Annotated in this window: 22 protein-coding genes; 16 read left to right on the forward strand and 6 right to left on the reverse strand. The window is 61.2% G+C overall.

The genetic code is table 11. The features are described from left to right. Nucleotides 1-120: 120 nt before the first annotated feature. The 3 genes from NZ585_01420 to NZ585_01430 all read left to right on the forward strand — a co-directional run bounded on the left by NZ585_01420 (nucleotide 121) and on the right by NZ585_01430 (nucleotide 3,074). A complete protein-coding gene (locus NZ585_01420; protein ID MCS7078696.1) occupies nucleotides 121-2,052 on the forward strand; it encodes a serine/threonine protein kinase in 1,932 nt (643 codons plus the stop codon). 41 nt (nucleotides 2,053-2,093) lie between these two features. Then, nucleotides 2,094-2,531: a transcriptional repressor gene (locus tag NZ585_01425; protein MCS7078697.1), complete on the forward strand. Its 438-nt coding sequence runs from the start codon at nucleotides 2,094-2,096 to the stop codon at nucleotides 2,529-2,531. Between the two features lie 66 nt (nucleotides 2,532-2,597). Further along, nucleotides 2,598-3,074 (forward strand): rubrerythrin family protein, encoded by a 477-nt coding sequence (locus NZ585_01430; GenBank protein ID MCS7078698.1) that lies wholly within the window; start codon nucleotides 2,598-2,600, stop codon nucleotides 3,072-3,074. 95 nt (nucleotides 3,075-3,169) lie between these two features. Here NZ585_01430 and NZ585_01435 read toward each other — a convergent pair whose 3' ends face one another. Beyond that, the gene (locus tag NZ585_01435) at nucleotides 3,170-3,526 is read right to left on the reverse strand and encodes an MGMT family protein (GenBank protein ID MCS7078699.1); all 357 of its coding nucleotides are present in this window, start codon (nucleotides 3,524-3,526) and stop codon (nucleotides 3,170-3,172) included. Between NZ585_01435 and NZ585_01440 the strand changes: the two genes are divergently transcribed. Beyond that, entirely contained in the window at nucleotides 3,525-4,634 is a 1,110-nt protein-coding gene (locus NZ585_01440) for an aminotransferase class I/II-fold pyridoxal phosphate-dependent enzyme (GenBank protein ID MCS7078700.1), read from the forward strand. The two genes, NZ585_01435 and NZ585_01440, sit on opposite strands and share 2 nt — an antisense overlap. Here the strand turns inward: NZ585_01440 and NZ585_01445 are convergent. Together NZ585_01445 and glmU are read right to left on the reverse strand one after the other, a co-directional pair. After that, nucleotides 4,615-6,015: an inorganic phosphate transporter gene (locus NZ585_01445; GenBank protein MCS7078701.1), complete on the reverse strand. Its 1,401-nt coding sequence runs from the start codon at nucleotides 6,013-6,015 to the stop codon at nucleotides 4,615-4,617. The genes NZ585_01440 and NZ585_01445 overlap by 20 nt on opposite strands. A 94-nt stretch (nucleotides 6,016-6,109) precedes the next feature. Further along, nucleotides 6,110-7,486 (reverse strand): bifunctional UDP-N-acetylglucosamine diphosphorylase/glucosamine-1-phosphate N-acetyltransferase GlmU, encoded by a 1,377-nt coding sequence (gene glmU / locus NZ585_01450; protein ID MCS7078702.1) that lies wholly within the window; start codon nucleotides 7,484-7,486, stop codon nucleotides 6,110-6,112. Between the two features lie 133 nt (nucleotides 7,487-7,619). On the opposite strand from glmU, the gene glmM reads away from it, so the two are divergent. From glmM to NZ585_01500, 10 genes are all read left to right on the forward strand, one after another. Then, entirely contained in the window at nucleotides 7,620-8,981 is a 1,362-nt protein-coding gene (gene glmM / locus NZ585_01455) for a phosphoglucosamine mutase (GenBank protein ID MCS7078703.1), read from the forward strand. After that, the gene (locus NZ585_01460) at nucleotides 8,978-9,766 is read left to right on the forward strand and encodes a DUF362 domain-containing protein (protein ID MCS7078704.1); all 789 of its coding nucleotides are present in this window, start codon (nucleotides 8,978-8,980) and stop codon (nucleotides 9,764-9,766) included. Before glmM ends, NZ585_01460 begins: the two co-directional genes overlap by 4 nt. Nucleotides 9,767-9,773: 7 nt before the next feature. Beyond that, on the forward strand, nucleotides 9,774-10,337 hold the full coding sequence (locus NZ585_01465) for a DNA-3-methyladenine glycosylase (protein MCS7078705.1): 564 nt from the start codon (nucleotides 9,774-9,776) through the stop codon (nucleotides 10,335-10,337). An 11-nt stretch (nucleotides 10,338-10,348) separates the two neighbouring features. Further along, a complete protein-coding gene (locus NZ585_01470; protein MCS7078706.1) occupies nucleotides 10,349-10,963 on the forward strand; it encodes a hypothetical protein in 615 nt (204 codons plus the stop codon). 42 nt (nucleotides 10,964-11,005) lie between these two features. After that, complete coding sequence (locus tag NZ585_01475; protein ID MCS7078707.1) at nucleotides 11,006-11,266, forward strand: SemiSWEET transporter; 261 nt, start codon at nucleotides 11,006-11,008, stop codon at nucleotides 11,264-11,266. Nucleotides 11,267-11,433: 167 nt separating this feature from the next. Further along, entirely contained in the window at nucleotides 11,434-12,273 is an 840-nt protein-coding gene (locus NZ585_01480) for an ABC transporter permease (GenBank protein MCS7078708.1), read from the forward strand. 87 nt (nucleotides 12,274-12,360) lie between these two features. After that, nucleotides 12,361-13,341, forward strand: a complete 981-nt coding sequence (hemB, locus tag NZ585_01485) for a porphobilinogen synthase (protein ID MCS7078709.1) — start codon at nucleotides 12,361-12,363, stop codon at nucleotides 13,339-13,341. Continuing rightward, complete coding sequence (larB, locus tag NZ585_01490) at nucleotides 13,338-14,111, forward strand: nickel pincer cofactor biosynthesis protein LarB (GenBank protein ID MCS7078710.1); 774 nt, start codon at nucleotides 13,338-13,340, stop codon at nucleotides 14,109-14,111. Before hemB ends, larB begins: the two co-directional genes overlap by 4 nt. Nucleotides 14,112-14,302: 191 nt before the next feature. Next, entirely contained in the window at nucleotides 14,303-15,196 is an 894-nt protein-coding gene (pdxS, locus tag NZ585_01495) for a pyridoxal 5'-phosphate synthase lyase subunit PdxS (protein ID MCS7078711.1), read from the forward strand. 129 nt (nucleotides 15,197-15,325) lie between these two features. Then, nucleotides 15,326-16,642, forward strand: coding sequence for an OB-fold nucleic acid binding domain-containing protein (locus NZ585_01500; protein ID MCS7078712.1), 1,317 nt, complete (start codon nucleotides 15,326-15,328; stop codon nucleotides 16,640-16,642). A gap of 521 nt (nucleotides 16,643-17,163) precedes the next feature. Here NZ585_01500 and NZ585_01505 read toward each other — a convergent pair. Both NZ585_01505 and argS read right to left on the reverse strand, forming a co-directional pair. Continuing rightward, nucleotides 17,164-18,060: a hypothetical protein gene (locus NZ585_01505; protein MCS7078713.1), complete on the reverse strand. Its 897-nt coding sequence runs from the start codon at nucleotides 18,058-18,060 to the stop codon at nucleotides 17,164-17,166. 39 nt (nucleotides 18,061-18,099) lie between these two features. Beyond that, the gene (gene argS / locus NZ585_01510; GenBank protein ID MCS7078714.1) at nucleotides 18,100-20,112 is read right to left on the reverse strand and encodes an arginine--tRNA ligase; all 2,013 of its coding nucleotides are present in this window, start codon (nucleotides 20,110-20,112) and stop codon (nucleotides 18,100-18,102) included. Nucleotides 20,113-20,277: 165 nt separating this feature from the next. On the opposite strand from argS, the gene NZ585_01515 reads away from it, so the two are divergent. Further along, nucleotides 20,278-20,955: a peptidylprolyl isomerase gene (locus NZ585_01515; protein MCS7078715.1), complete on the forward strand. Its 678-nt coding sequence runs from the start codon at nucleotides 20,278-20,280 to the stop codon at nucleotides 20,953-20,955. A 663-nt stretch (nucleotides 20,956-21,618) separates the two neighbouring features. After that, nucleotides 21,619-23,424 (forward strand): translation elongation factor 4, encoded by a 1,806-nt coding sequence (gene lepA / locus NZ585_01520; protein MCS7078716.1) that lies wholly within the window; start codon nucleotides 21,619-21,621, stop codon nucleotides 23,422-23,424. A 348-nt stretch (nucleotides 23,425-23,772) separates the two neighbouring features. Here lepA and NZ585_01525 read toward each other — a convergent pair whose 3' ends face one another. Then, on the reverse strand, nucleotides 23,773-24,717 hold the full coding sequence (locus NZ585_01525) for a hypothetical protein (protein ID MCS7078717.1): 945 nt from the start codon (nucleotides 24,715-24,717) through the stop codon (nucleotides 23,773-23,775).

Consider the following 24,717-nt stretch of genomic DNA (forward strand, 5'->3'; position numbering starts at 1 on the left):
GCCCCTGCAAGGTTAGGGAACGCTGTAGCGCCTTCGGCAAGAGGTTGTTCAGCTTTTGGCGTGAGGCGCTGGTCTGAGCCAGGTTCGACTCCTTTTCCCGACCGCTTTCCGAGGTTCGCCATGCGCGACGCTCCCGTTTCAAACGGCGCGTCGTCGGTTCCACCGGCTTTGCTGGCCGGCTTGACGATGCGCTTGCCGCTGGACATTGCTTCGGAACCTGCTCCGCTTCCCCCCTCCCAAAACGACCCCTTCGTCGGTCGGACGCTCGATGGCAAGTACCGGATCGAGCGCCGTATCGGACGCGGCGGGTCCGGCACGGTCTATCGCGCCCGCCACCTACTCATTCACCGCACTGTCGCCGTCAAGGTGCTGTCGCTGCAGCTTGTCGCCGATGAAGACGCGCTGGCGCGCTTTCGGCGTGAAGCGACCATGGCCGGACAGCTCAAGCACGTCAACATTGTTTCCGTCACGGATTTTGGCATCACGCCGGACGGCGTGGCCTATCTGGTGATGGACTTCATCGAAGGGCGAAGCCTGCGCCGCATCCTCGACACCGAAACAACAATTGCCCCGGAGCGGATTGTGCGGTGGATGAAAGCCGTCTGCTCGGCGGTGCATGCCGCGCACCGCAAGGGCATCATCCACCGTGACCTCAAGCCGGACAACGTGATGATTGAACTCGTGGACGAGGAAGAAATTCCACGGGTGCTGGATTTTGGAATCGCCAAGTTGATGGACGCCTTCGCTGGCGGCAATGACTTCAACACCGAAACTGGCAGCGTGATGGGTACGCCCCACTACATGTCGCCAGAGCAGTGCGAGGGCAAGCCGCTTGATCCGCGCTCCGACATCTACAGCTTGGGCACGCTTGTGTACGAACTGCTGACCGGCAACGTCCCGTTTCCGGGCAAGGTCACGACAACCGTCATGATGCAGCAGGTGACGGCGACGCCGCGCCCATTGCGCGACTGGCGACCCGACCTGCCAGAAGCCGTCGAACTGTGCGTGATGCGGGCGCTGAGCAAAAATCCGGCGGCGCGACAATCCACGGCGCTGGATTTCGCCCTTGAACTGGAGGCCGCGCTGGCGTCTTCGACGGCGGGAGCTTCGTCCGACCGTTGGTTGGAGGCGGCGACGGATGAGCCGGCGAACTCGTTGTCGTCAGAACCGGCGACGGATTTTCGCGTCCAGTTACAGCAAGCGGCCGCCGCCGCGCTGCCGTTGCCGCCGGTCGCAGCGGCGACGCCCAAGCCCGTTGCCGACTTGCCTCTAGCGACCGTCGCGGCGGCGGACGCCCACGCCGGCACAGATAGTCTGCATGCGGCGGAGCAACGCGCCGCGACCGCGAAATTAGCTCTTGAACAAAACCCGCCAGCGGCTGAAAGTCCAGAGGGGAAAGCGCACGAATCCAACGCCGCATTGCCGGCGCTTCCTGCAGCGGAAGCCGTCCCGAATGCTGCAAGCGTCTCCCTTCCTGAAGCCGCGCCGCCGTCCGTGACGACGGAAGCAACGCCCCACCCTGTCGCACCGCCGGCCGCGCCAACCATGGTGACAGAGCAACGGCGTGGCATAACTCAGCCGGCTGTCGCATCCAGCCGCGTCAAACTGCAAACGTGGCTGCCGTCGGTGGCGCTGGCGCTGGCGCTGCTGGTTGTCGGCTACGCCCTGACCATCTATGGGTGGTATCGCCAGGCGAACGTTCGGCTGGGACAACAACTGGCCGCACTAGCGCAGGATCGCCGAGAGCCACTGCATACGCTGCGCCGCCGAACCGAGGCGCAGCTTGCAGCGCACAAGCTACGTGTGGACAACGTGCAGGTTCGCCTTGATCCCCCTAACCAACAGATCACCATTCGCGTGCGCTATCAACGTTCCCTGCTGGGCATTCCCCTCGGCTTTGAGGCGGAAGGCGTTGCGCATGCCGTGCCGATGACGCTTGACATGCTGGCGGACATCCCACCAGCGCAGGCGGAGGTGATGAACGTATCGCGGCGGGAGGTGGAGCGTTACCGCGCCGAGCGGCGCTCGGCGGCGCACGGCAACGGCAATTAGTTCTTGACGGCTTCTTTATTTGGATTTAGTCTAAGCGCGTTATGAAACGCCTCTCAACCGACGCCGTCATCAATCTGATCCGCGCCCAAGGCCTCAAGCTGACGCCGCAACGTCTGGCGATTGTGGCGTACCTCCAGCGGTGCGACCATCATCCGACGGCGGAAGAGGTTCTGGCGGCGGTCAACGACACATTTCGGATGACCTCGCGGGCGACTGTGTACAACACCCTCCGCTGGCTCACGGAAAACGGCTGGCTGGCTGAAATCTATGAGGGTGGTGTGGCGCGCTTTGATCCTAACCTTGACCCGCACCACCACTTTGTCTGTCGGCGATGCGGGCGGGTGGAAGATGTGGACTATGACGCCGTTGCGCCGCAGCCGCAGTGTACGTTGCCGGGACGGCACGTGATTGAGAGCTTTGAGTTGACCCTCCGTGGCGTATGCGCGTCCTGCGCGGCGGCGGACGCGGCAACGACATAATTTTTTTGCCTCTGGATTTAGATAAAGTCTAAATCCTGACTTCATCTACAAAGGAGCATGCAAGCGATGAACCAACCCAAAACAAAAACCCACCAGAACTTACAGGCGGCTTTCGCCGGTGAAGCTATGGCGAACCGCCGCTACCTCTACTTCGGTCAACTGGCGCGCAAACTGGGCAACGAAGAAGTCGCCCGGTTGTTTGAGCGGACGGCGGAGGAAGAAACCGGCCACGCCTTTGCGCACTTGCAGTTGATGTACCCTGAATCCGAAATGACGGTCGAGAAGCTGCTGCGAATTGCCTACGAGGGCGAAATGTACGAAACCGAGCAGATGTACCCGACCTTTGCAGAAGAAGCCCGGCAGGAAGGCGCATCGGATGCGGTAGCCAAGTTTCTTGAACAGGCCGCTGAGTCGCGCGAGCATGCCGAGCGCTTCAAGGCGATGTTGGAGCGGGCGGCCAAGCAGTTCAAAGCGTTTGGTCGGGTTGAAGCCGCACACGCCAAACGGTACGCCGACGCTTTGGAAAAGGTCCTCGCCGGTTAGCAGACCTGCAAGCGATGGGGCGGCCGCCCTGCCGTTGGGCGGGGTGGTTGCTCCATCGCCTTGCCCGCCTCAAAAGTCACGCCGTGCCGCCCCAGTCAGCGGCGTGGCTCATCCGGATTCCAACCGTAAACGGTCAGATCAAGCGTACCGTCAGCCCGAAAAACAACGCCTTCGTTCTCCAACCGCGCCCGTTGCTCATCCGCCAGATAAAGCGATAGCTTGCCTGTACTGATCCCGCCGCGCGCGTTGACGACGCGATGCCAAGGTATGGGGCGGGCGGCGCGGGCGCTGACCTGTAGCGCCCACCCGACGCCCTGCGCTGAGAGCCGTTCGCCAATCAGCCGCGAAATCCGGCCGTAGGTCGTCACGCGCCCGTACGGAATGCGACGAACCCATGCATAGACGGCTTCAAACGGCGGAAGGATTTCTTCGGAAGATGGACGCTTGTTCATGACACCTTACGAGCCACCGATTGACTTGCGCAGTGATACTGTAACGCAACCCTCGCCCGCCATGCGGGAGGCAATGGCGCGCGCCGCCGTCGGCGACGACGTGTATCTCGAAGACCCGACCGTCAACGCGCTTCAGGAACGCGCCGCCGAACTCCTCGGTTTTGAGGCTGCATTGTGGACGCCGACCGGGACTATGGGCAACCAGATTTGTCTTCGACTGCACGCGCCGCCAGGAAGCGAAGTCATTGTCGAGCGCCGCGCCCACATTTACGAGTGGGAACTTGGGGCGTTTGCCGCATTGTCGGGGTTGATTCCCCGTCTGATTGACACCGAGCGCGGTCATCCAACTTGGGATGCCATCGCCGCCGCCATCCAGCCCAATGTGTACTATCGGACGCCGACAGCGCTCATCTGCCTTGAGAACACCCACAACATGCACGGCGGAACGGTCGCCGACCCCGCCGTAACAGCCGTTATTCTGCGTGAAGCGGCGGCGCATGGGCTGCCTGTCCACCTTGACGGCGCACGGCTGTTCAATGCGGCGGTCGCCCTTGGCCGTCCGGTTGCGGAATTGGCGCGCGGTTTTTCCAGCGTAATGGTTTGCCTATCAAAGGGACTTGGCGCGCCAGCCGGGTCGCTCATCGCCGGTTCACGTGACTTCATCGAACGGGCGCGAAAGGTGCGCAAGATGTTCGGCGGCGGCATGCGGCAGGTCGGCATGTTAGCGGCGGCCGGACTGATGGCGCTTGAGGAAGGCCCGACGCAGCTTGCCGCTGACCATGCCAACGCCAAGGCGTTGGCCGCCGACTTGGCGACTCTACCCGGATGGCGTGTTGACCTCAGCCGCGTAGAAACGAATATCGTGCTGTGTGATGTCACCGAAACCGGCTTTTCCGCGCCGGAGCTATGCCGTCGCCTCACGACGTACGGCGTCTTGGCTGGGGCAGTGAGCGACACGCAGATTCGTTTTGTGACGCACCGGGACGCACCCTACGAGGCTTGCCGGGAAGCTGTGGCGCGCATTCGCCGCTTGCTGACAGAACTTCCTCCGGCTGCGTGTACGTCCCTGCCCATCTCTCCGACACACGCTACACAAAAAGCCAGTTGAACAGCAGGAAGAAGCCACCAGAGAGAAAAATCGCCGCTGGCAGCGTCAGTACCCACGCAGAAGCAATTTTGATGACCGTCGCCAGTTGCAAGCCCGACCCCTTAGCGACCATTGTCCCAGCGACGCCGGACGACAAGACATGCGTTGTGCTGACCGGCAGGCCGAGGTACGACGCCATTCCAATGCTCGACATCGCCACCAACTCCGCTGACGCACCTTGCCCATAGGTCAGGTGCTCCTTACCGATTTTCTCGCCGATGGTGACGACAATCCGCTGCCAGCCGACCATCGTCCCAATACCGAGCGACAACGCAATGGCGATTTTGACCCAAAGCGGCGCAAAGTCGGTCAGCGCTTTGAGGGTGGCAGCGTCTTTTTTGAGGGCGTCGGCTTCAGCGGCTGAAAACGGCGACGGCTCGGCCTTTAGAACCTTCTTCACCACGGCGTCTAGCTTGATGATGTCGGCCCGTACATCTTTACGCTGCTCGCGTGGGATGTCGTTCAACGCGCCGTGCCCGTCGAGCATCCCACGCACGCGCGCCACAGCCGCCCGCAGCGCATCGCCTTCGGCCGGCGCGAGCCGCACCGCCGCGCCTTCAAGCCGCACCAGCGCTTGCCGCGCGGTTTCTATCTGCTGTGGACTAGCTGACATGTCCAGCGCAAACGAGGCTGGGACAATGCCTGTCAGAATGAGCATTACCAACCCGATGCCCTTTTGCCCATCGTTGGAGCCGTGGGCGAAGCTGACGCCGGTGCAAGTCAGCACCAAAATAGCCCGAATCCACAGCGGCGGTGGGTTGTGCTCGTCGGGCTTTTCGTAGAGCCGCTTGTCTGGGAGGAGATTTTTCGACAACAGCACCAGAATCGCCGCCAACAAAAAGCCGATCAGCGGTGACAGCAACAGTGACAGGCCGGTTTCCGACACCTTGCCCCAGTTGACACCGTCACCAAGGCGGTGGCCGGGCAGCATCGAGTTGGCCAACCCGACACCGACAATAGCGCCAATCAACGTATGCGAACTCGACGCCGGCAACCCAAAGTACCACGTCCCAAGATTCCAAATGATCGCGCCTAGCAGCAGCGCTAAGACCATAGCGAGTCCCGCGCCGGTGCTCTTTGAAATGAGCAACTCGACGGGGAGCAGATACACAATCCCCATTGCCACGGCGATGCCGCCGAAAAACACGCCGCAAAAGTTGCAGATGCCTGACCAAACCACAGCCGTCCACGGACGCAGCGATTTGGTGTAAATCACCGTGGCGACGGCGTTCGCCGTATCGTGAAAGCCGTTGACGAACTCAAAACCAAAAGCTACCGCGAGAGACAGCAAGAGCAACACGAGGGTGCCGAGCGGAAGCGCCTCGCCGAATAGTGCGTCCATACGGGTCGGAGTTCCTCAAAAAAGGCTTGAATACGCTGGGGCAACGTACTGCAAGGCTGACCGGAAGACGTTAACGCCATGTTTCAAAAATGATTCACGTCAACACTTTCTTGACCTTGGCGGGCACACCGACCACCAAGGTGTCCGGCGGCACGTCTTCCGTCACAACTGCTCCAGCCCCGGTCATCGCTCGCGCGCCGACGCGCACCGGCGCCACCAGCATGGTGTCGCTCCCGACTTTTACGCCGTCTTCTATGATGGTGCGGTGCTTCTGCTTGCCATCGTAGTTGCAGGTGATCGTGCCGGCGCCGATGTTGACCTGTGCGCCCAGCGTGGCATCACCCAAGTAGCTCAGATGCATGGCCTTTGTTCCGGTACCCAGCGACGATTGCTTGACTTCCACGAAGTTGCCGACGACGGCGGCTTCGTGCAAGTGGGCGTTCATCCGCAGGTGCGCAAACGGACCGACGGACGTTCGGTCGTCAAGGCGGCTGTCAAACACCAGCGAATAGTCGCGCACCGTCACGTCGTTGCCCAACCGTGCGTTGACCAGCCGTGCGCCAGGATGAATCCGGCAGTTTTCGCCAATGACAGTTTCCCCTTCGAGATGGACGTTTGGATACACGACCGTATCCATCCCAATCCGCACATCGGCTTCGACATAGGCCGTCGCCGGATCGAGGAACGTCACACCGGCGGCCATCAACTCGGCGACCTTGCGCCGCCGAAAAGCCTCTGCGACGGCGGCCAGTTCGGCGCGGGTGTTGACGCCGCGCACTTCCTCGGCGTCGGGATGGTGGACGACCTCGACAGGGGAACCGGCGGCGCGCAGCAACGCCAAGGCGTCAGGCAGATAGTATTCGCCCTGCGCGTTGTTGTTTGAAACGCGCGCCAGAATGTCAAACAAGCCATCAAATTGAAACGCATAGACGCCGGCGTTGATTTCGGTGACGGCTTTTTCTTCAGGCGTGGCGTCGCGTTCTTCCACAACGCGGTCAAAACCGCCGTCGGCGCGGCGCAGGACTCGGCCGTAGCCGGTTGGAACCGCCATGGTGGTGGAAAGTACGGTCGCCGCCGCACCCGTTTCGCTATGCGTCGCTAGCAAGCGACGGAGCGTTTCAGCCCGCAGCAACGGTACGTCGCCTGACAACACCAACAGCGTCCCCGTTGCATCCTGCAAAACATTCTCCGTCGTACGCAGCGCATGCGCCGTGCCGCGCCGCTCGGTTTGCACAACAACCGTTGCCGGAACGTGAGGACAGAGTGCCGTCCACCGGGCGTGGAAAGCTTCCCGAACAGCTTCAGCCTCATAACCGACGACGGCGATGACCTGCTGCGGGGCGAGCGCGGCGGCCGTCCGACAGACATGACCAAGCAGCGAATCTCCGGCGACTGTGTGCAGTACCTTCGGACGCCGCGACTTCATGCGCGTGCCGTCGCCGGCCGCCAAAATGACAACGGTAAGTGACATGGACAATGTGATAACTCCTCGACACAATTCCCGGCTGGTGCAGATTCCGCCGCCGGACTATAAATTCTCGAGAAGGGCTGCCGCTACTTCTGCACGGGGTTGGGCGGAGACGACGCCGACCAACAGAGTGGGTATGGGACGCTTTTTTGGCACGGATGGGATACGCGGCCGCGCCGGCGAGTTCCCACTTCAGCCGGAAGCCTTAGCCGTCATCGGCGCGACCTTAACCAACGTGTTTTCGGCGCGCCTCGGACGCACGCCGCGCTTTATCATTGGCGGCGATACCCGTGAATCGAGTCCGTGGATGGCGGCGGCGCTGGCGCGCGGAGTGATGCGGTCCGGCGGGACGGTGAGTTGCGCCGGGGTCATGCCAACGCCTGGCGTGGCGTACCTAACGCGCGCGGAGGGGTTCGACGCCGGGATTGTCGTCTCGGCTTCCCATAACCCTTTTCACGACAACGGCGTCAAGTTTTTCCTTGCTTCCGGCGAAAAACGCGATGACGTACTAGAAAACGCCATTGAGGATGCTCTGCGGTCATTGACGCCAGCGCCAACAACGACCGCGCCGACTGAAACGCCGCTGTGGGAAGACCCGACGCATGCGCTCAGCTACTTGGAGTTTTTGACACAGTGCATCGGCGACGACCTTGATCTTTCCCGCTGGTCGGTGGCGATTGACTGCGCCAACGGCGCGGCTGCGCCATACGCCAACATCGCCCTTCAGGCGCTTGGCGCGCAGACCTTCGTCACCGGCGCGACGCCGACGGGACGCAACATCAACGACCAGTGCGGGACGGTTCACATCCGGCATTTGGCGGACTTCACCCGCGCCGTCGGCGCACAAATCGGGGTGGCGTTTGATGGGGACGCCGACCGCTGCCTCTTTGTGGATGATCAGGGCGAAGTCGTGGACGGTGACGCGATTCTCTACGCCATGGCGCTGGACGCCGACGCGCGCGGCGAGCTAACGCCCCGCTGCGTCGTGGCGACCGTTATGAGTAACATGGGGCTGGAAGTCGCGCTGCGCGAGCGTGGCATTGAGCTGATCCGCACGCCAGTCGGCGACCGCGCTGTGCTGGCAGCGATGCTGGAGCGTGGCGCACTGCTGGGCGGTGAGCAGTCTGGGCACATCATATTTGCGCGGCAGAGTCTAGCTGGCGATGGCCTCATCACCGCCCTCAACGTTCTACGGATGCTGACCGAACGTAACCTGTCGCTGCGCGACGCCGTGCGCGGTCTGCCGCGCTTCCCGCAGACGCTGATCAACATTCCCGTCCGTGAAAAGCGCCCGTTTGAGACGCTGCCGAGCGTGACGGCGACGGTGCGGGCGGTTGAAGCGCAGTTGGCCGGACGGGGAAGGCTGCTTCTCCGCTACTCCGGCACGGAAAACTTAGCGCGCGTCATGCTTGAAGCCGCCAACGGCGTTGACATCGGTGCGCTGGCGGCGCAAGTGGCGGCGGCGATTGAGCGCGATCTGGGCAACGGCCGCCCATGACAGTTGTCGCCGACAGTCCGACGTTTCAGTACGCGCCGCCGCAAGCTGCGTACGGCGCGCGGTGCATTATCGTCAAGCCGAATTTGGGCTACCCCACGCCCGCCCCGGTGACGGTGAGCCTGCCGGTGCTGCGCGCCGTGCTGATGGGGCTGCGCTGCGCCGCGCCGCGCGCAGAGATCATCCTGCTGGAAGGCGTTTGCACCAAGGTCGGCTTTGCCGAAGTGATGACGCAGTTGGGCGTCAGTCGTCTCTTGACCGAACTGAATGACCCAGATGTTCGTCTACTGGACGCTGATACACTCCCCAGTAAGCCGTATCCCAACCAGTCGCCGACGCCCGAACGCTTTTCCGAAATGCATGCGCCGGCGCTGTTGGACGACGCCGATTGCCGTCTGTCGGTCGCTGCTTTCAAGCGGACGACGCTCCGGGAACGTCCGCTGTTGAGCGCCGCGATTAAGAACCTGTATGGCTTGTTTCCGCGCGCCATTTACCGCGCCCGCAGCCCGTACGCGCGCGGGCAACTCCATGTCCCCGACGTACAGCGTGTTTTGGTGGACGTGTATTTCACGCTGGGCATGCGGTTTGACGGCGCGGTGGTGGATGTGACGCACAAGTTCGTCAGCCGCGACTGGCGACCCGATGTGGGGACAGCCGTCCCCGTCGGCAAAGTCGTGACGGGAGACGACCTTTTGGCGGTGGATATGAAAGCGGCGGAACTTGCCGGAGAGCCGCCGTCGGATTACCTCCAGACCATTGCCGCGCGACGGCGGACAAACGGCGCGTAAGCCACATATGAACGAACCGGCGGCGATGCTCACCGAGGATTTTTTCAGCCGGGATGCCGTGACCGTCGCGCAGGAACTGCTGGGGTGTACGCTGGTTCATGGCGAGGTCGGCGGCGTCATCGTCGAAACTGAAGCATACACCGACGATCCGGCCTCGCACGCGGTTCTGCGCGGGCCGCGCGGTCAACTGATGCGGGAGACTTACGGGCGGCTTTACGTCTATTTGATTTATGGGATGTACTACTGCCTAAACTTCACGACGGACGCCGCCGGTCCTGGCGCGGTTCTGATTCGCGCCGTCGCGCCGACGCGCGGTCTTGAGCAGATGCAGGCGCGCGTACCGCGTCGGTTGCCCCCGCATGAGTTGGCGCGCGGCCCTGGTCGGCTGTGTCGCGCCTTCGGCATCGGACGCGAGCACAACGGTGACCGCATCGGCGACCGGGTGTGCGTTCTGCCGCGCGCCTACCAACCCGCCATCGCCAGTTCACCGCGCATTGGCATTACGAAGGGCCGCGATTTGCTTTGGCGGTTTTACATACCCGACGAACCGAGCGTGAGTCGCTTCCGATGACGGTGACACCGATGACACACAACATCCAAAGCGCCGATTTGACGACGATTCTTAGCGCAGTCTGGAGGGCGCTGGAGACCGGCGCGCAGCAGGCGAAGCATCCGTTCCACACGCCGGTCGTGGCCACAGGCGGCGCGAACGACTGCGATGCGCGGGTGGTCGTCCTCCGGCGGGCGTCGCCGGCGTTGCGCGAACTGGCGTTTCACACCGACGCGCGCGCGCCAAAGGTTCGCCTGTTACAAACGTGTCACACAACAGCATGGGTGTTTTATGACCCGGCGGCGAAGGTCCAGGTACGCGCTAAGGGGGTGACCGCCGTTCACATTGGGGATGAGACGGCGGCGCAGGCGTGGTTGCGGACGAAGCTGATGTCACGGCGGTGTTATCTGGCCGAGACCGCGCCGAGTACGCCAGTGGACGAGCCGACCAGTGGGCTTCCGGCGGCGTTGCTTGCGCGGTCGCCGACGGCGGAGGAAAGCGAGGCGGGTTTTGTCAACTTTGCGGTGTGCGTGACGACGGTTGCCCGGTTGGAGTGGCTCTATCTTGCGGCGCGTGGTCATCGGCGGGCCGCCTTCGTTTGGGACGCCGCCGCTGAGCGGTGGCAGGGAACTTGGCTGACGCCGTGAGGGCATGGGCGGCAGGTGTTTCCAGTATGCTTCCTCCACACGTTGACGATTTTGGGTCTTTTCGCTGGGGCGCTCGCCAGCTTTTCGTTTGTGTTTCAGGTGTGGCGGAGTTGGCGCACGAAGTCCGTCAAGGATGTTTCGGCCGGGATATACATTGTGTTCGCAGCCAGCGTCGTTCTCTGGCTGACCTATGGGGTGTTGCGTTGTGACGTGGCGTTGATTGTCTGGAACGCGCTTACGCTGGTGTTGTTCATGGTCATCCTGACGCTGAAGTTTCGTTACGCCCAACGCGCGATAGACTAGAGCAGCTTTCGCATAAGGGTAGCAACGCCCCCGCGAGAATCGCAGCCTGGCGTGCCAACCCGCTACATCTAAAGTGCGCCGGCAGCCTTCGCAGGGTCTGGGCCAACTTGAATAGGTGGATTGCTCCTTCGACGCTTGGCAGACCCTTCGGAGGCGCTCCGACGGCTATGAAGGATGATTTGCGCGGTATTGCCGCCCTGACTGTCGTTACGTTTCACGAAGCCCGTAAGCGTAAGGTGCTTCTGGCGGCTTTTGTGTTGGGGTTGCTGTTTCTGGCACTTTTTGCATGGGGATTCCGCACGACCGTGGTGGAAGCGGCTAGCGTGCCGCCAACCATTCAACGTCTGCAACACAACCTACTGACACTGGCCGGCTTGTATGTCGTCAACTTCCTTGTCGCCGTCACGGCCGTGGCGCTGCCCGTGGACACGCTGTCGGGTGATATCGCTTCTGGTGTCGTCCACACGCTGCTGACCAAGCCGCTGTGCCGGGCGGCGGTTGTCATCGGCAAGTGGCTGGGTTTTCTCGGCTTGCTGACGCTTTACCTGTGTTTCATGGCAGGCGGCGTGTTGCTTGTCGCCCGCCTGACGGCCGGTTACACGCCGCCCAACGCGCCGGCGGCGCTGGCGGCGATGTGGCTCGGGGGCGTCGTCCTGCTGACGATGACCATCGCTGGCGGGACGCGGCTTTCAACCCTCACCAACGGCGTCGTCGTCTTTGGGCTATATGGCGTCGCCTTCATCGGCGGTTGGATGGAACGCATCGGGACGTTGCTCGGCAACGCAACGGCGCGCAACTTGGGCATCGCTTCCAGTTTGCTCGTACCAACGGAGGCGATGTGGCAGTACGCGGCGGCGCTTCTTCAACCGACGCTAGCGCGGCAATTCGGACTGGGGCTGTTTTCCGTGGACTCCACCCCGTCGCCGCTCATGCTTGGCTGGGCTGTTGGATGTGTTCTCGTGAACCTGGCGCTGGCCGTCTGGTGGTTCGAGCGCCGTGACCTATAACTGCACGCCGCAAGAGATTTGCCGTGACCAAAGCCCGGAACGTATGGTGGAACAAAGACCATCCCTTGTTCTTATGGAGTCCTGCCCATGCTCGTCCTTCCCGAACGGCCGCGGCGAAACCGTCGCACCGAGTCCATCCGCCGCATGGTGCGCGAAACATCCCTCACGCCAGCGCACCTCGTCGCTCCGCTTTTCGTTGTGGACGGCTACAACGAACGACAGCCGATTCCTTCGATGCCCGGCTGCGAACGACTTTCGATTGACCTGCTGGTTGAGGAATGCCGCCAACTGGCGGCGCTTGGCGTCGGCGGCGTCGCCCTGTTTCCGGCGTTGCCAGAGTACAAAAAGGACAAGACGGCCTCAGAGGCCCTCAATCCTGACGGCCTCTTCCCGCGCGCCGTCAGCGCCGTCAAAGAGCGCGTCCCGGAGTTGACTATCTTCACCGATGTCGCCCTTGACCCCTATTCCTGCGATGGTCACGACGGCTTGGTGTCGGAAACCGGCGAGATTCTCAACGATGAAACCGTTGAGGTGTTGGCGCGCATGTCGGTTGTCCATGCGCGCGCCGGGGCGGATTACGTCGCGCCGTCGGACATGATGGACGGGCGCGTGGGCGCGATTCGGGAAGCGCTTGATGTCGAAGGGTTTACCAACGTAGGGATTATGGCGTACTCCGCCAAATACGCCTCGGCTTTTTATGGGCCGTTCCGCGACGCGCTCGATTCAGCCCCTAAATTCGGCGACAAGCAGACCTACCAGATGGACCCGGCCAACGTACGGGAAGCTTTGCGCGAAGTTCGGCTCGATTTGGCGGAAGGTGCAGACATGGTGATGGTCAAGCCGGCGTTGGCCTATCTGGATGTCATTCGCGCCATTTGGGAGTTTTCAGACGTGCCGGTTACGGCCTACCAAGTTAGCGGCGAGTACGCGATGGTCAAGGCGGCTGCCGAGCGTGGCTGGATTGACGGCGACCGAGTGATGCTGGAAATCCTGACGGCGATTCGCCGCGCCGGCGCGGATGTGATTTTCACCTACTTTGCCAAGGAAGCCGCTCGGCGGTTGGCATGACACACGATGAACTAAGAAGCCTGTTGCTTGCCGTCCGTGCGGGGACGTGTTCGCCGGACGACGCCTTGGCGCGGCTGGCCGGCTGGCCTGCCGAGACATTGACCGACGCAGACGGACGGCCGTTCGCCACGCTTGATCACGGTCGGGCGTTGCGGCAGGGCTTCCCAGAGGTCGTCTACGGCGCGTCAAAGACCCCGGAGCAACTGGCGGCGATTGTGGCGCGCCTGAGCAGCCAACATCCCAACATTTTGGTAACGCGCGCGTCGGAAGCTGCTTACCAAGCGGTCAGAGCGGTCGCCCCAGAAGCACAGTGGGACGCCTTGTCGCAAACGCTTGTTATCCGACGTGATATGACGCGCTACGGCGGCGGACTCATCGCCGTTGTATGCGCCGGTACGACCGATTTACCGGCGGCGCGGGAGGCCTTGCTCACGTGCGAGGTCATGGGCAACGAAACCACGCTCATTGCGGATGTCGGCGTCGCCGGCCTGCACCGCCTGCTAAGCCATCTGGACACGCTCCGGCAGGCGCGTGTCGTCATTTGCGTCGCCGGGATGGAGGCGGCGCTGGCGTCGGTCGTCGGCGGTCTTGTGGCGGTTCCAGTCGTCGCCGTGCCGACCAGCGTCGGCTATGGCGTGGCGCTGAACGGTCTGACGGCGTTGCTTGGGATGCTCAACAGCTGCGCGCCTAACGTAACCGTCGTCAACATTGACAACGGCTTCGGCGCAGGGTATGTCGCTTCCCTCATCAACCGCCGGTCCGGTTGCTGACCTCTCCTGATTGGTTGCAAATTCCAGCCAAATGGCCGTTGCACGCTACCCCGCCCCGGCCGTATACCGTGAAAGTTTGCAGCGCATCCCCCTGCGCCGGCTTTGTACGGACGACCGTTGGAAACCGCCGACGTGTCGCCGCGACGATGGAAAGTCCTGATTGTCAGCGTTTTTTGGAGGAAGTTTGCCTGATGGACGACACTCAGCAGCAAATGCGACTCAAGACCGGCTTGGCGGAGATGCTCAAAGGCGGCGTCATTATGGATGTCGTCAACGTCGAGCAAGCCCGCATTGCCGAAGAAGCCGGGGCGGTAGCCGTGATGGCCTTGGAGCGCGTGCCGGCCGACATTCGGCGGGACGGCGGTGTGGCGCGCATGTCGAATCCACGCCTGATTCGCCAAATCATGGAAGCCGTCTCGATTCCGGTGATGGCCAAGGTGCGCATTGGCCATACGGCCGAAGCACAGGTGCTTGAAGCCCTTGGTGTGGATTTTATTGATGAGTCGGAGGTGCTGACGCCGGCCGACCCCTACCACCATATCAACAAATTCGCCTTCCGTGTCCCGTTTGTCTGCGGCGCGACGAATCTCGGCGAGGCGCTGCGGCGAATTGGAGAAGGCGCGGCGATGATTCGGAGTAAGGGCGAGGCCGGGACTGGCAACATCATTGAGGCGGTGCGGCATTTGCGCGAAATCCGGCGCGACATTCGGTTGCTGACGGTTCTTGACGAAGATGAGTTGATGGCGGAAGCCAAGCGCCTACAAGCGCCGTATGAGCTGGTGCGCTATGTGGCGCAGCACGGCAAGCTGCCCGTACCGCTTTTCGCCGCCGGTGGTGTGGCGACCCCAGCTGACGCTGCGCTGTGTATGCAACTGGGGGCGGAAACGGTGTTTGTCGGCTCTGGCATCTTCAAGTCCGATGATCCGGCGCGTTTCGCCCGCGCCATCGTCAAAGCCGTGACATTTTACCAAGACCCGGCCAAAGTACTGGAGGCCTGCGAGGAAATCGAAGACGGCCAGCCTATGCGCGGGCTGGCGATTGAGACGCTTCCAGCCGAACAGGTCTTGGCAGCGCGCGGTTGGTAGGATTCGCCGAGCGCACGGGACAAAACTTCGCCCGGCGATGGACTTTCAACTCGGACGTTGCTTATGCTCCAGTCGCATTGGCAACGTCCTTCTGTTTGTTGCTTATTGTGACCGTTTGCTGCTTCGCTGATGTCGCTACGTGAACTCAAGATTGTTCGTGTGACGCCGGTCGGTGCAGCGCCGACCTACAATCTGACGATGCGTGCGCCGCACCACAACTATTTCGTCAACGGCGTCCTGACGGCGAATAGTCACTCGGTCTGCTACGGCATCCTTGCCTACCGGACGGCGTACCTCAAAGCGCATTACCCGGCGCACTTTTGGGCCGCTGTCCTGACGAATGAACTCAGCGACAGCGACAAGGTGGCGCGCTACCTTGAGAGTGCACGCGCACAAGGCGTTGAGATTTTGCCGCCCGATGTCAACGTCAGCCAGCATGGCTTTACGGTGACGGAAGGCAAAATTCGCTTTGGATTGATGGCCATCAAGGGACTTGGCGAAGCGACAGTGGACGCCATCCTTGATGCCCGTGAACAACAAGGACCGTTCAGGTCGCTCTTTCATTTCACTGAGCGGGTTGACCCCAAAGCTCTCAATCGGCGTGTCTTGGAAAGCCTTGTGAGGTCTGGCGCGTTTGACGGTCTTCCGGGCACGCGCGCCCAGAAGTTCGCTGCCATTGACGCCGCACTTGAACATGGCGCACGGGCGCACCGGGATGCAGCCGCCGGTCAAGTCTCGCTGTTTGATGGACTCACTGGTGACACAGCCCAGGCGCTGGAGACGGCGCTGCCGAATGTTCCTGACTGGACACCTAAAGAAAGCCTTGCTGGTGAAAAGGCGACGTTAGGGTTTTACCTTACTGGGCATCCGTTGGCTGCGTTCCGTGAAACCTTGAAAAGCCTCAAAAGCCTTTCCTGTGCGCAACTTGCAGAGCAGAACTCCGGCGATGAGGTGCGTGTCGGCGGCATCGTCAGCAACTTTACGGTGAAGAATACAAAAAAGGGCGAACGCTTTGCTGTTTTCAGCCTTGAAGATGAAACCGGCGGGATTGAAGTCATTGCGTGGCCGGAAACGTTCAGACGACTTGGCGACAAGGTACAAGACGACGCAGCGATTCTTGTCACCGGTCGCTTGGAACTTGAAGACGGCGTACCGACACGGCTTATCGCCGAAGCAGCCGAACCGCTCGAAGGCCTGCGCGAACGTCAGGCACGAAGTGTGACGATTCGCCTGCCAGCGACGGCGCTCGACACGGCGCGAGTTGAAAAACTTTGCGAGGTCATTGACCAGCATCGTGGGGAGCGCCCCCTCATGTTTATTGTGCGTTTGCCTTCCGGCATGGAAGCTACACTTCGCGCACATCGCGCCTTTGACGTACGCCCTTCACCAGAGCTACTTGAGGCTTTGCAAGCGGCTCTTCCGGATTGCATCATTGAACTTCAGTGACCTGTTCCCGGAGGGCGTTGATCACGGCGCGGTTGGAAGAAGGGACTCCAGTAACGACCTAAGCCGAGCTTGCCGCCGTCGCATCGGTTGGTGGCGCGCCGGACAGTCCTGACTTTTGCCGAAGTGTTGGCGCTCGACCTCTCTTGCTGGAGCCAGCATTCCCACTACAGATGGCGTTCCCTTGGAAAGCGTCTGGATCGCCTGCAAAACCTGCCTCGACGATTGTCTGGGCGGCGCTGGCGTGGGCGGTATTGAGGCGGTGGAACGAGACGGGCAAGAGGCCGCGGCGTGAGCAGCTTGCGGCTGGTTGGGCAAGTGGAAGGGGAGTCTCACAGGGTGGCGAGCGGTGGTTGCGGTTGTGTACGCGGCGGGTCAGTTTGCGCCAGCAGCGGCGGAAGTGGGACGTATTCGTGCGGAAGCGGCTGAAACGCAGCTGCAGGTGAGAGAGTGCGAGCGGCGGGCCTTGAAACTAGAGCATTTGTGCACGTTGCCGGAAAGTCCAATCCTTGACAGGCCGCAAATCACCCCAAGGCTTTATTTGACGCCGACTCAGGCAGCCAAAGAACTCCCTTCCTTGGAATAGTAATCTGGCTTGGTTGAAGACCAACCTCAAATGAATCACAGGCCGACGCAGCTTCAAGGCAACGAGTGCATAAGGCGTTTAACTGCCGACGAACATCCGCTTCGATGTGTAGCAGCGTTTCGTGAAGGTCTGGGTCACTCACCACCTGGCTCAACGGCTGGTTGTCTTCGGCAGTGACAACCAATCGCTCGCCGCTCGAAAAGAGCGCCTCAAGACGATTCACCGAAGAAAAAAATTCCTGCCGTCGGTTATTCACAATTTCATTGAGTTTGGCTTCCGGGAGATTTCTGGCAAGTCCCTTTCGCTCGGCCGCCGCTTGTACTTGCAATAGCTTGAGGTTGACGCGCGCCGTTAGCGCCGTCAGTTCATCTTCAATCGTGTCGGCGGCCGACTCGGCCAGTCGCCTGATGAAGCTTTCCCGCGTTTCCCCAACTTCGGAAAAGGCGTCAAACTGCCGGTTAAACCACAGCCGGAGCTTCTCACGTCGCGCCAGCCAATCCACGAGTTCTTCTACGTGGCCCGATAATGCCGCGTCATCCAACAAGCATCCGTGCAACTGGTAAGGGAGTTCACGCGGCGGCGACTTCCACAGCCGATCCTCCGTCAAACCGGAGGGGTCAAGCGGCGGATGCTCCCAGTCAGGGCTACCCTCACCGCGCGGAACCCAGGCTAGAAACCGTCGCTCTTCCGTGTGTTTGAGCCGCGCCCGTAGGCTGTGAAACTTCAGGCTGCATTCGACCAACCACGCCGGCCGGTAGCCGTCGGCCGTATCCGGTACGGGGGCAAGCCAGTACTGCGGCACATTGAGGGTTGGCGGCGACAACAACGTCGTCATGGCGCTTATATCGGCGGCGGCGCAGGACTACAGCACGCCCTACATGCGCTCCGGCGCGTCAATTCCAAGGACGTTCAGCGCCGCGCGGAGCCGGGTTTCGACCAAACTCACCAACGCAAGCAGAAACGCCCGCCGGACATCGTTGGATTCGTGTCGGATGTTATGCCGATTATAAAACGCGCTAAACGCTTGCGCGAGTTGGAAAGCATACTTCGCCACAACGGATGGCTCCAGCGTTTCGGCGGCCTCTGCAAGGGCAACGTCGTAGCGCAATGCCAGCGTCGCCAACGTCCAGAATTCGTTCGGGCTTTGGCCTTCGTCCCGAAGCCAGTCGTCGAGGCGGCGCAGGTGGTCGCGCAGAACGGCGGCCGGCGCGGCACAATCCAGACCGGCTTCGCGGAGTTTACGGCGAATGCCCGCCACACGCACCAGTGAGTACACCAAGTACACGCCGGTTTCACCTTGCTCAGCCATTGCATCGGTGAAATCAAAGGCGATGAGCGTTGTCCGTGCAAACTTCAGCAGGAAATACCGAGCGGCCGCCACGGCGATCTTGTGGGCAATCGCCCGTTGTTCGGCTTCAGACAACGCCGACTGATGCGCTTGGACATGCGCCAGCGCCTTACTTTCTAAACGGTCGAGTAGATCATCGGCCCTGACGCCCAATCCCTTGCGACCGCTCATTGAGATGAAAGGCCGCCGTCGGTCCTCATCAGAGAGGGTAAAGCCAAGCTCAAGACAACTGGCCGGCGTCAAGGCCACTTTTTCATAAGCGACATGCGCGCTGGCGGCGATACGGCTTTGTACGTTCGGCGGCGCGACGGCTAAAACCCCACGTTTGACGAACGCTTGGGCGTAACTCTGACCAACGTCAATGACGTTCAAGTAGGCGACGCCGTGACCAAACGCCGTAGGAGGGGATTCAGCCTTGGACGCAGCCGCGCCACCCATCCAGACGGTATGCCCATCAGGATAGTGATAAAACGCCCGATAGTGAAAATCACGGTTGAGCAGACCAAGCTTCCAGAGGTGATAGGCAATGTCTTTACCGGTATAGTTCACCGTGCCATTTGAGCGAACAAGGATTTTGTCGGCGTCATGTTCGTCGTCGGCCACGGCGGCGGTGTCCTGATCGGCGCGCATCACCCAGCAGCCGGCTCGCCGGCCTTCGGTTTCATAGACGATAGCGCCAGCCGCTTTGAGCTGCTCGAAGGCGTCCGCCCAGAAGTTCAGGCGTAGAATGGCGCTTTCACAGGGCAACACATCATACTGAACGCCCAGCCGCTGCATGGTGGCAAGGTGACATCGCACAATACGTTCGGCGATGTGTTCCGCCAGCGCCGCCGCCGCTCCCTCATGTCGCTCGATGGCGTGCAGGACCTCCGCCCGGAAGCGCAGGCGCGTTTCATCCTCGGCGTACCACGCCCCGACGCGCGCGTAGAGGTCCCAGCACACATCGTCAAACTTGTCGGTTATGGCTTCGACCTCAGCCAGCGACTTGCCTTCCATGTGCATAAACCCGACGACAACGTCCGCCACCTGAACGCCCGTGTCATCAATGTAGTTGTGTACTTCAACCGTCTCACCGACGGCGCGCAAAATCCGCACCAGCGCGTCGCCTAGAACGGCGTTGCGAAGGTGGCCAATGTGGGCGGCTTTGTTGGGATTGACGCTGGTGTGCTCAACAATGATTTTGCCGCCGAAGCGCGGCGTCGGTTGCGCCGCCGGCGACTCAAGCGCCGCGAGCAGCGTCTCTGCCCGCCGCAGAAATAAGTTCACGTAACCGGCGCCGGCGACTTCAATCCGGTCGAAGCTCGTCAATTTGGCGCGCAGTTCTTCAGCCAGCGCCGCCGCGATGTCGCGCGGCGGGCGCTTTTCGCCCGTCGCCGCTTTGAGACGCTTGGCGATTTCAAACGCCGCCGGTGTCGCCAAATCGCCCATCAGAACGCTAGGCGGAAACTCCACTGCCGCATCCGGTAAAACGACACCAAATCGCCGCTCAGCCGCCGCCTTGACGGCGGCGCGTACTTTTTCTCGTAACGAGTGGAACATAAGCTTAGGTGGTGTGGGCAATCTCTAAGCCATAACGCTACCATTCCAGACGGTGGGCGGCGCAAGGGCGCAAGTCGGCGACCGTCTCGACGCAGGCGCACCTGACGAATAACGTTTGGCTTGCGGTCATACTGCATAACTTGTCGTGTTCAGGGAGGTTCAACCATGCGCGTTTGGCTGCTTTCGGCCGTCTTGACGGCTGTTGCGCTGCTTAGTTTGCCGGTGACGGCGCAACAGCGCCGGCCGGCGCGTCCGACTGCAACACGCCCAACCACGCCGCCGAAGCCGCCTCAACCACTGACGCCGAAGCCAAGCCGGGCGGCGACGCTCTCGGTGGAGGAACTCAAAAGGGTACGCGCTGTGATTGAGTCAGCGGCCGGGAACATCGTGCTGGAGTTTTTCCCGGAAGTTGCCCCGAACCACGTCCGGAACTTCCTGCGCTTGGCGGAGCAAGGCTACTACGATGGGACGGAGTTCAATCGCATCGTGAAGGACTTTGTCATTCAGGGCGGCGATCCCGCTAAGTGGCCGGCGGATAGCCCTAACCGCAAAATTCGGTTTGACACTGGGCCGCTCAAAGCCGAATTCAACGATACGCCGCACGATAGAGGAATTCTTTCGATGGCGCACGGCAGCGACCCTGACAGTGCGACGACGCATTACTTCATTTGTCTGCGTCGTGCTCCGTCGCTGGATGGCAAGTACACGGCGTTTGGGCGCGTCGTCGAGGGGATGGATGTTGTGGACAAAATCGCCCAGACGCCGATTATGCCCGGTACCGACGACAAACCCGCCGAAAGGATTGAGGTGCGGACGATTCGAGTCGTCTATCCACAGCAGTGATGTTCTTCGCCGCCCGAAGACAGGGAGCGCATCAACGGCGGCGTGGTCGTCTCATCCACAGGTTAGTCGCCTTCTGCAAGGACGCAGCCGCTGTATGACGTTCGAGGCGCAGCTCAGAAGTTGCCTTTTCGAAATTGCCCTTTTGTGAAGCAGTGCAAGGGACTCCACATTGTCCGGCTAGCGGCAACTCCGGCCGATGCTGACCAGAGTAGGCCGCGCGGAGCGTAGGTGCCCTGCCCACTGCGCCAACGAGTGATCCGGTGGCCGGCCACAGCGGGAAAATCCTCGCCGTTCACCCCAACCACCGCCCCCCACTCGCGCGGCTTGATTCTGTCCAACGTTAGACGGGTTGGGTGCGCCACCCAACAGGAAAGCGTAGGGCGGCGCTATTGAGCTGCAAGTAGCATATCCCCTTACGAGAAAGCGCCGCACGGCGTTAGCCGTCGGGTATCGTTCCCCATCGGGTGGCGTCAGCGCCAAGGCGTCAGCTTTTCTAGGCCGAAGTTGAACGAGTCTGTGTCGCCGCGCTGAGAGAAGCGCCTTGGATGAGGATTCCACATGAGCCGCTTGTGAGCGCACGACTGGCGCAGCTTCGTGAAACACGGTGCGCGCGCGTGCTATGGTTGCCGCTGACTCCCGATTCTGTGTCAGCGGCCGTGTTTCATGGACACCCAGCACATCCGGAACTTTTCCATCATCGCCCACATTGACCACGGTAAGTCCACTCTGGCCGACCGTTTGCTTGAACGCACCGGTGCGCTCACTCAGCGCGAAATGGCCGACCAAGTGCTTGACGCCATGGACCTTGAGCGCGAGCGCGGCATCACCATCAAAGCCCATGCCGTCCGCCTCAACTACCGCGCCCGGAACGGCGAGGACTACGTCCTCAACCTAATTGACACGCCCGGACATGTGGACTTCTCCTACGAAGTTTCCCGGTCGCTCGCCGCCTGCGAAGGCGCACTCATCGTCGTGGACGCTACGCAAGGCGTTGAAGCCCAGACGCTAGCCAACGCCTACCTCGCGCTCGAAAACAATCTCGAAATGTTTCCAGTCATCAACAAGATTGATTTGCCGTCGGCGGAGCCAGAGCGCGTACTTGCCCAAATTGAGCAGGTCATCGGCCTCGACTCAAGCCGGGCCGTTCTAACCAGCGCCAAAACCGGCGTCGGCACGGACGAAGTGCTGGAGCGTATCATTGAGGTCATTCCGCCGCCCCGAGGCGACCGCAACCAACCGCTCAAGGCGCTGATTTTTGATTCGTGGTTTGACAACTACAAAGGCGTTATTGTCCTCGTGCGCGTCGTGGACGGCGTTCTCCGTCCAGGAATGAAAATCCGCTTCATGGCGACCGGACGCGACTACGAAGTGGAAGGCGTCGGCGTCATGACGCCCAAAATGCGCGAAATCGCTGAACTCGGCGCCGGCGAAGTTGGTTTCTTTTTCTCGAATATCAAGACCGTCGCCGACGTACGCATTGGCGACACGGTGACGGACGCCGCCCGTCCCGCCGCCGAGCCGCTGCCCGGCTTTCAGGAAGTCAAGCCGATGGTCTTCGCTGGGTTGTACCCGGTCGAAAGCGACCAGTACGAGGCACTCCGCGATGCGCTTGAAAAGCTGCGTCTCAATGATTCGTCATTCCTTTACGAACCTGAACACTCCGCTGCGCTCGGCTTTGGTTTCCGCTGTGGCTTCCTTGGGCTGCTGCACATGGAAATTGTTCAGGAGCGACTGGAACGCGAGTTCGGGTTAGACCTCATCGTTACCGCTCCCAGCGTACGCTTTGACGTTTACCTCACCAACGGCGAGAAGGTGACTATTGATAGTCCCTCGAAACTCCCTGATCCGGTCAAAATCGAGCGCATTGAAGAACCCATCATCCGCGCCACCATCATGACGCAGGACGACTATCTTGGGCCGATTCTGGCTTTGCTCGATGAGAAACGTGGCGTCCAGCGGGGTTTTGACTATATCGGCGAAAAGCGCGTCATGCTGACCTACGACCTACCGCTTTTGGAAGTCGTGTTGGATTTCTTCGACCGTTTGAAATCGGTTTCGCGTGGCTACGCTTCGCTGGACTATCACTTGAAAGGCTACGAGCCGGCCGATCTGGTCAAGCTTGACATACTGGTTTCCGGCGAGCCAGTGGACGCCTTATCGCTCATCATCCACCGCAAAAACGCCTATGCTCGCGGCCGAGCGCTGGTCGAAAAGATGAAGGAGCTGATCCCACGTCAGCTTTTTGAAGTCCCCATCCAAGCCGCCATTGGCAATCGCGTCATCGCTCGTGAGACGGTCAAGGCAATGGGCAAGAATGTTCTTGCCAAGTGCTACGGCGGCGACATCACCCGCAAGAAGAAGCTCCTCGAAAAACAGAAAGAGGGCAAAAAGCGCATGAAGAAAGTTGGGCGCGTGGATATTCCGCAGGAAGCGTTCCTCGCCGTCTTGCGCGTCGGCGAGGCAAAGTGACGACGCATAACCAAGAGGGACGCTCTGCAACCGCCCTCACGGGACAACGCCGCTTCCCAATAGCGGCGGATGCTGCTTTGGCTGCTGGTGGACGCCAGACAATCCGTTGTGACAACCTCTGTCTCCTGCAGAAAAGCGCCCCTAGAGCGGTTTTCCAAGGAGATACGGCGTCCGTGACCCCGGCTGGCGGTCGGCGACGCTTACTTCGCCGGCTTTGCGGGCTTGGGCGGCTCAAAAACGTCGTGACCCATGGCGACGCGCGGCGCGCCTTTGACTGGCGACTGCCGCCCGCCGACCGGCGGGCTGACTCGCTGCACTTTCTTTGCACTTTCTTTCGGAAAAGTGCGCTTAGGTGTGCAACGCCGACGCTTGCATGCGAAGGTTGAGAAAGCGCAGACCGACCGTGAAACCCAACGCTAAAACGCCGGCCGCCAGCACGGTTTCCGGGGAAGCTCCAAGTTGCTCAAACCACTGCGTGTAAAAGTGAATCCCGCCAAACACCGCTACCGTGTTGACGACCCAGCGCCGGTTGCGTCGCCAGGCCCAAAGCGCGGCGACCAGAAGCGCACCGGCCCACGCCAGCGCAAACACGAAGGCTGGGATAGGCGGCTGGCTATGGAGATGGAAATCCTTCTCCATCCAGAGCCAATCACCCCACAGTGAGCCAACCCAAAATCCAAGATTGGCGATTAGTACGCTCGTCCGGGCGGCGGCGAGCGTCACCCCTTCGTAGTTCGAAGGCGCGCGCTTAGAAAGCTGATACAGCGCGATGGCGAGAAGCGTGAACACCACGACCGTTAGGAGCGGCTTTTCGACGAAGATAAAGTACGCGGCGTGTCCGTAGCCTGTCCCAACCCCCAGACACGCCGACAACATCAAGGTCGCCAACACCGCTAGCAGGCTGCTTTGCGCGACAACGGTCGTCACGGTGAACAGGGCGAAAACCGTCCAAAACGACGCCGGCTGCGCGTTCCCAAACGCAATGACGCCGCCGCCGGTTAGGAGCGCGCCGACTAGTAGGCAGATGTTCGCCAGCAAACGCCACATCTCGGCCTGACGAAGTAGCAACCCTAGTCCGCCCCCAAGCACAACCAACCCAAGCGCCGTCGCGGTCGTAGGCTTCGGCAGCAAGGCAAGTGCGCCGCCGCTCACCGCTATTACGCTGAACCCAATCAGCAGATTGAAAACAAGCGAACCCGTCGCGCGGGCGGCGTACGCACGAAGCCGCTCGTACTCTTCCGTTGTGATTTTGCCTTCGGCAAGCAGCTGATCTAGATCGAGCGTGTACTTCAT

Source organism: Chloracidobacterium sp., from assembly GCA_025057975.1.
GTDB lineage: Bacteria > Acidobacteriota > Blastocatellia > Chloracidobacteriales > Chloracidobacteriaceae > Chloracidobacterium.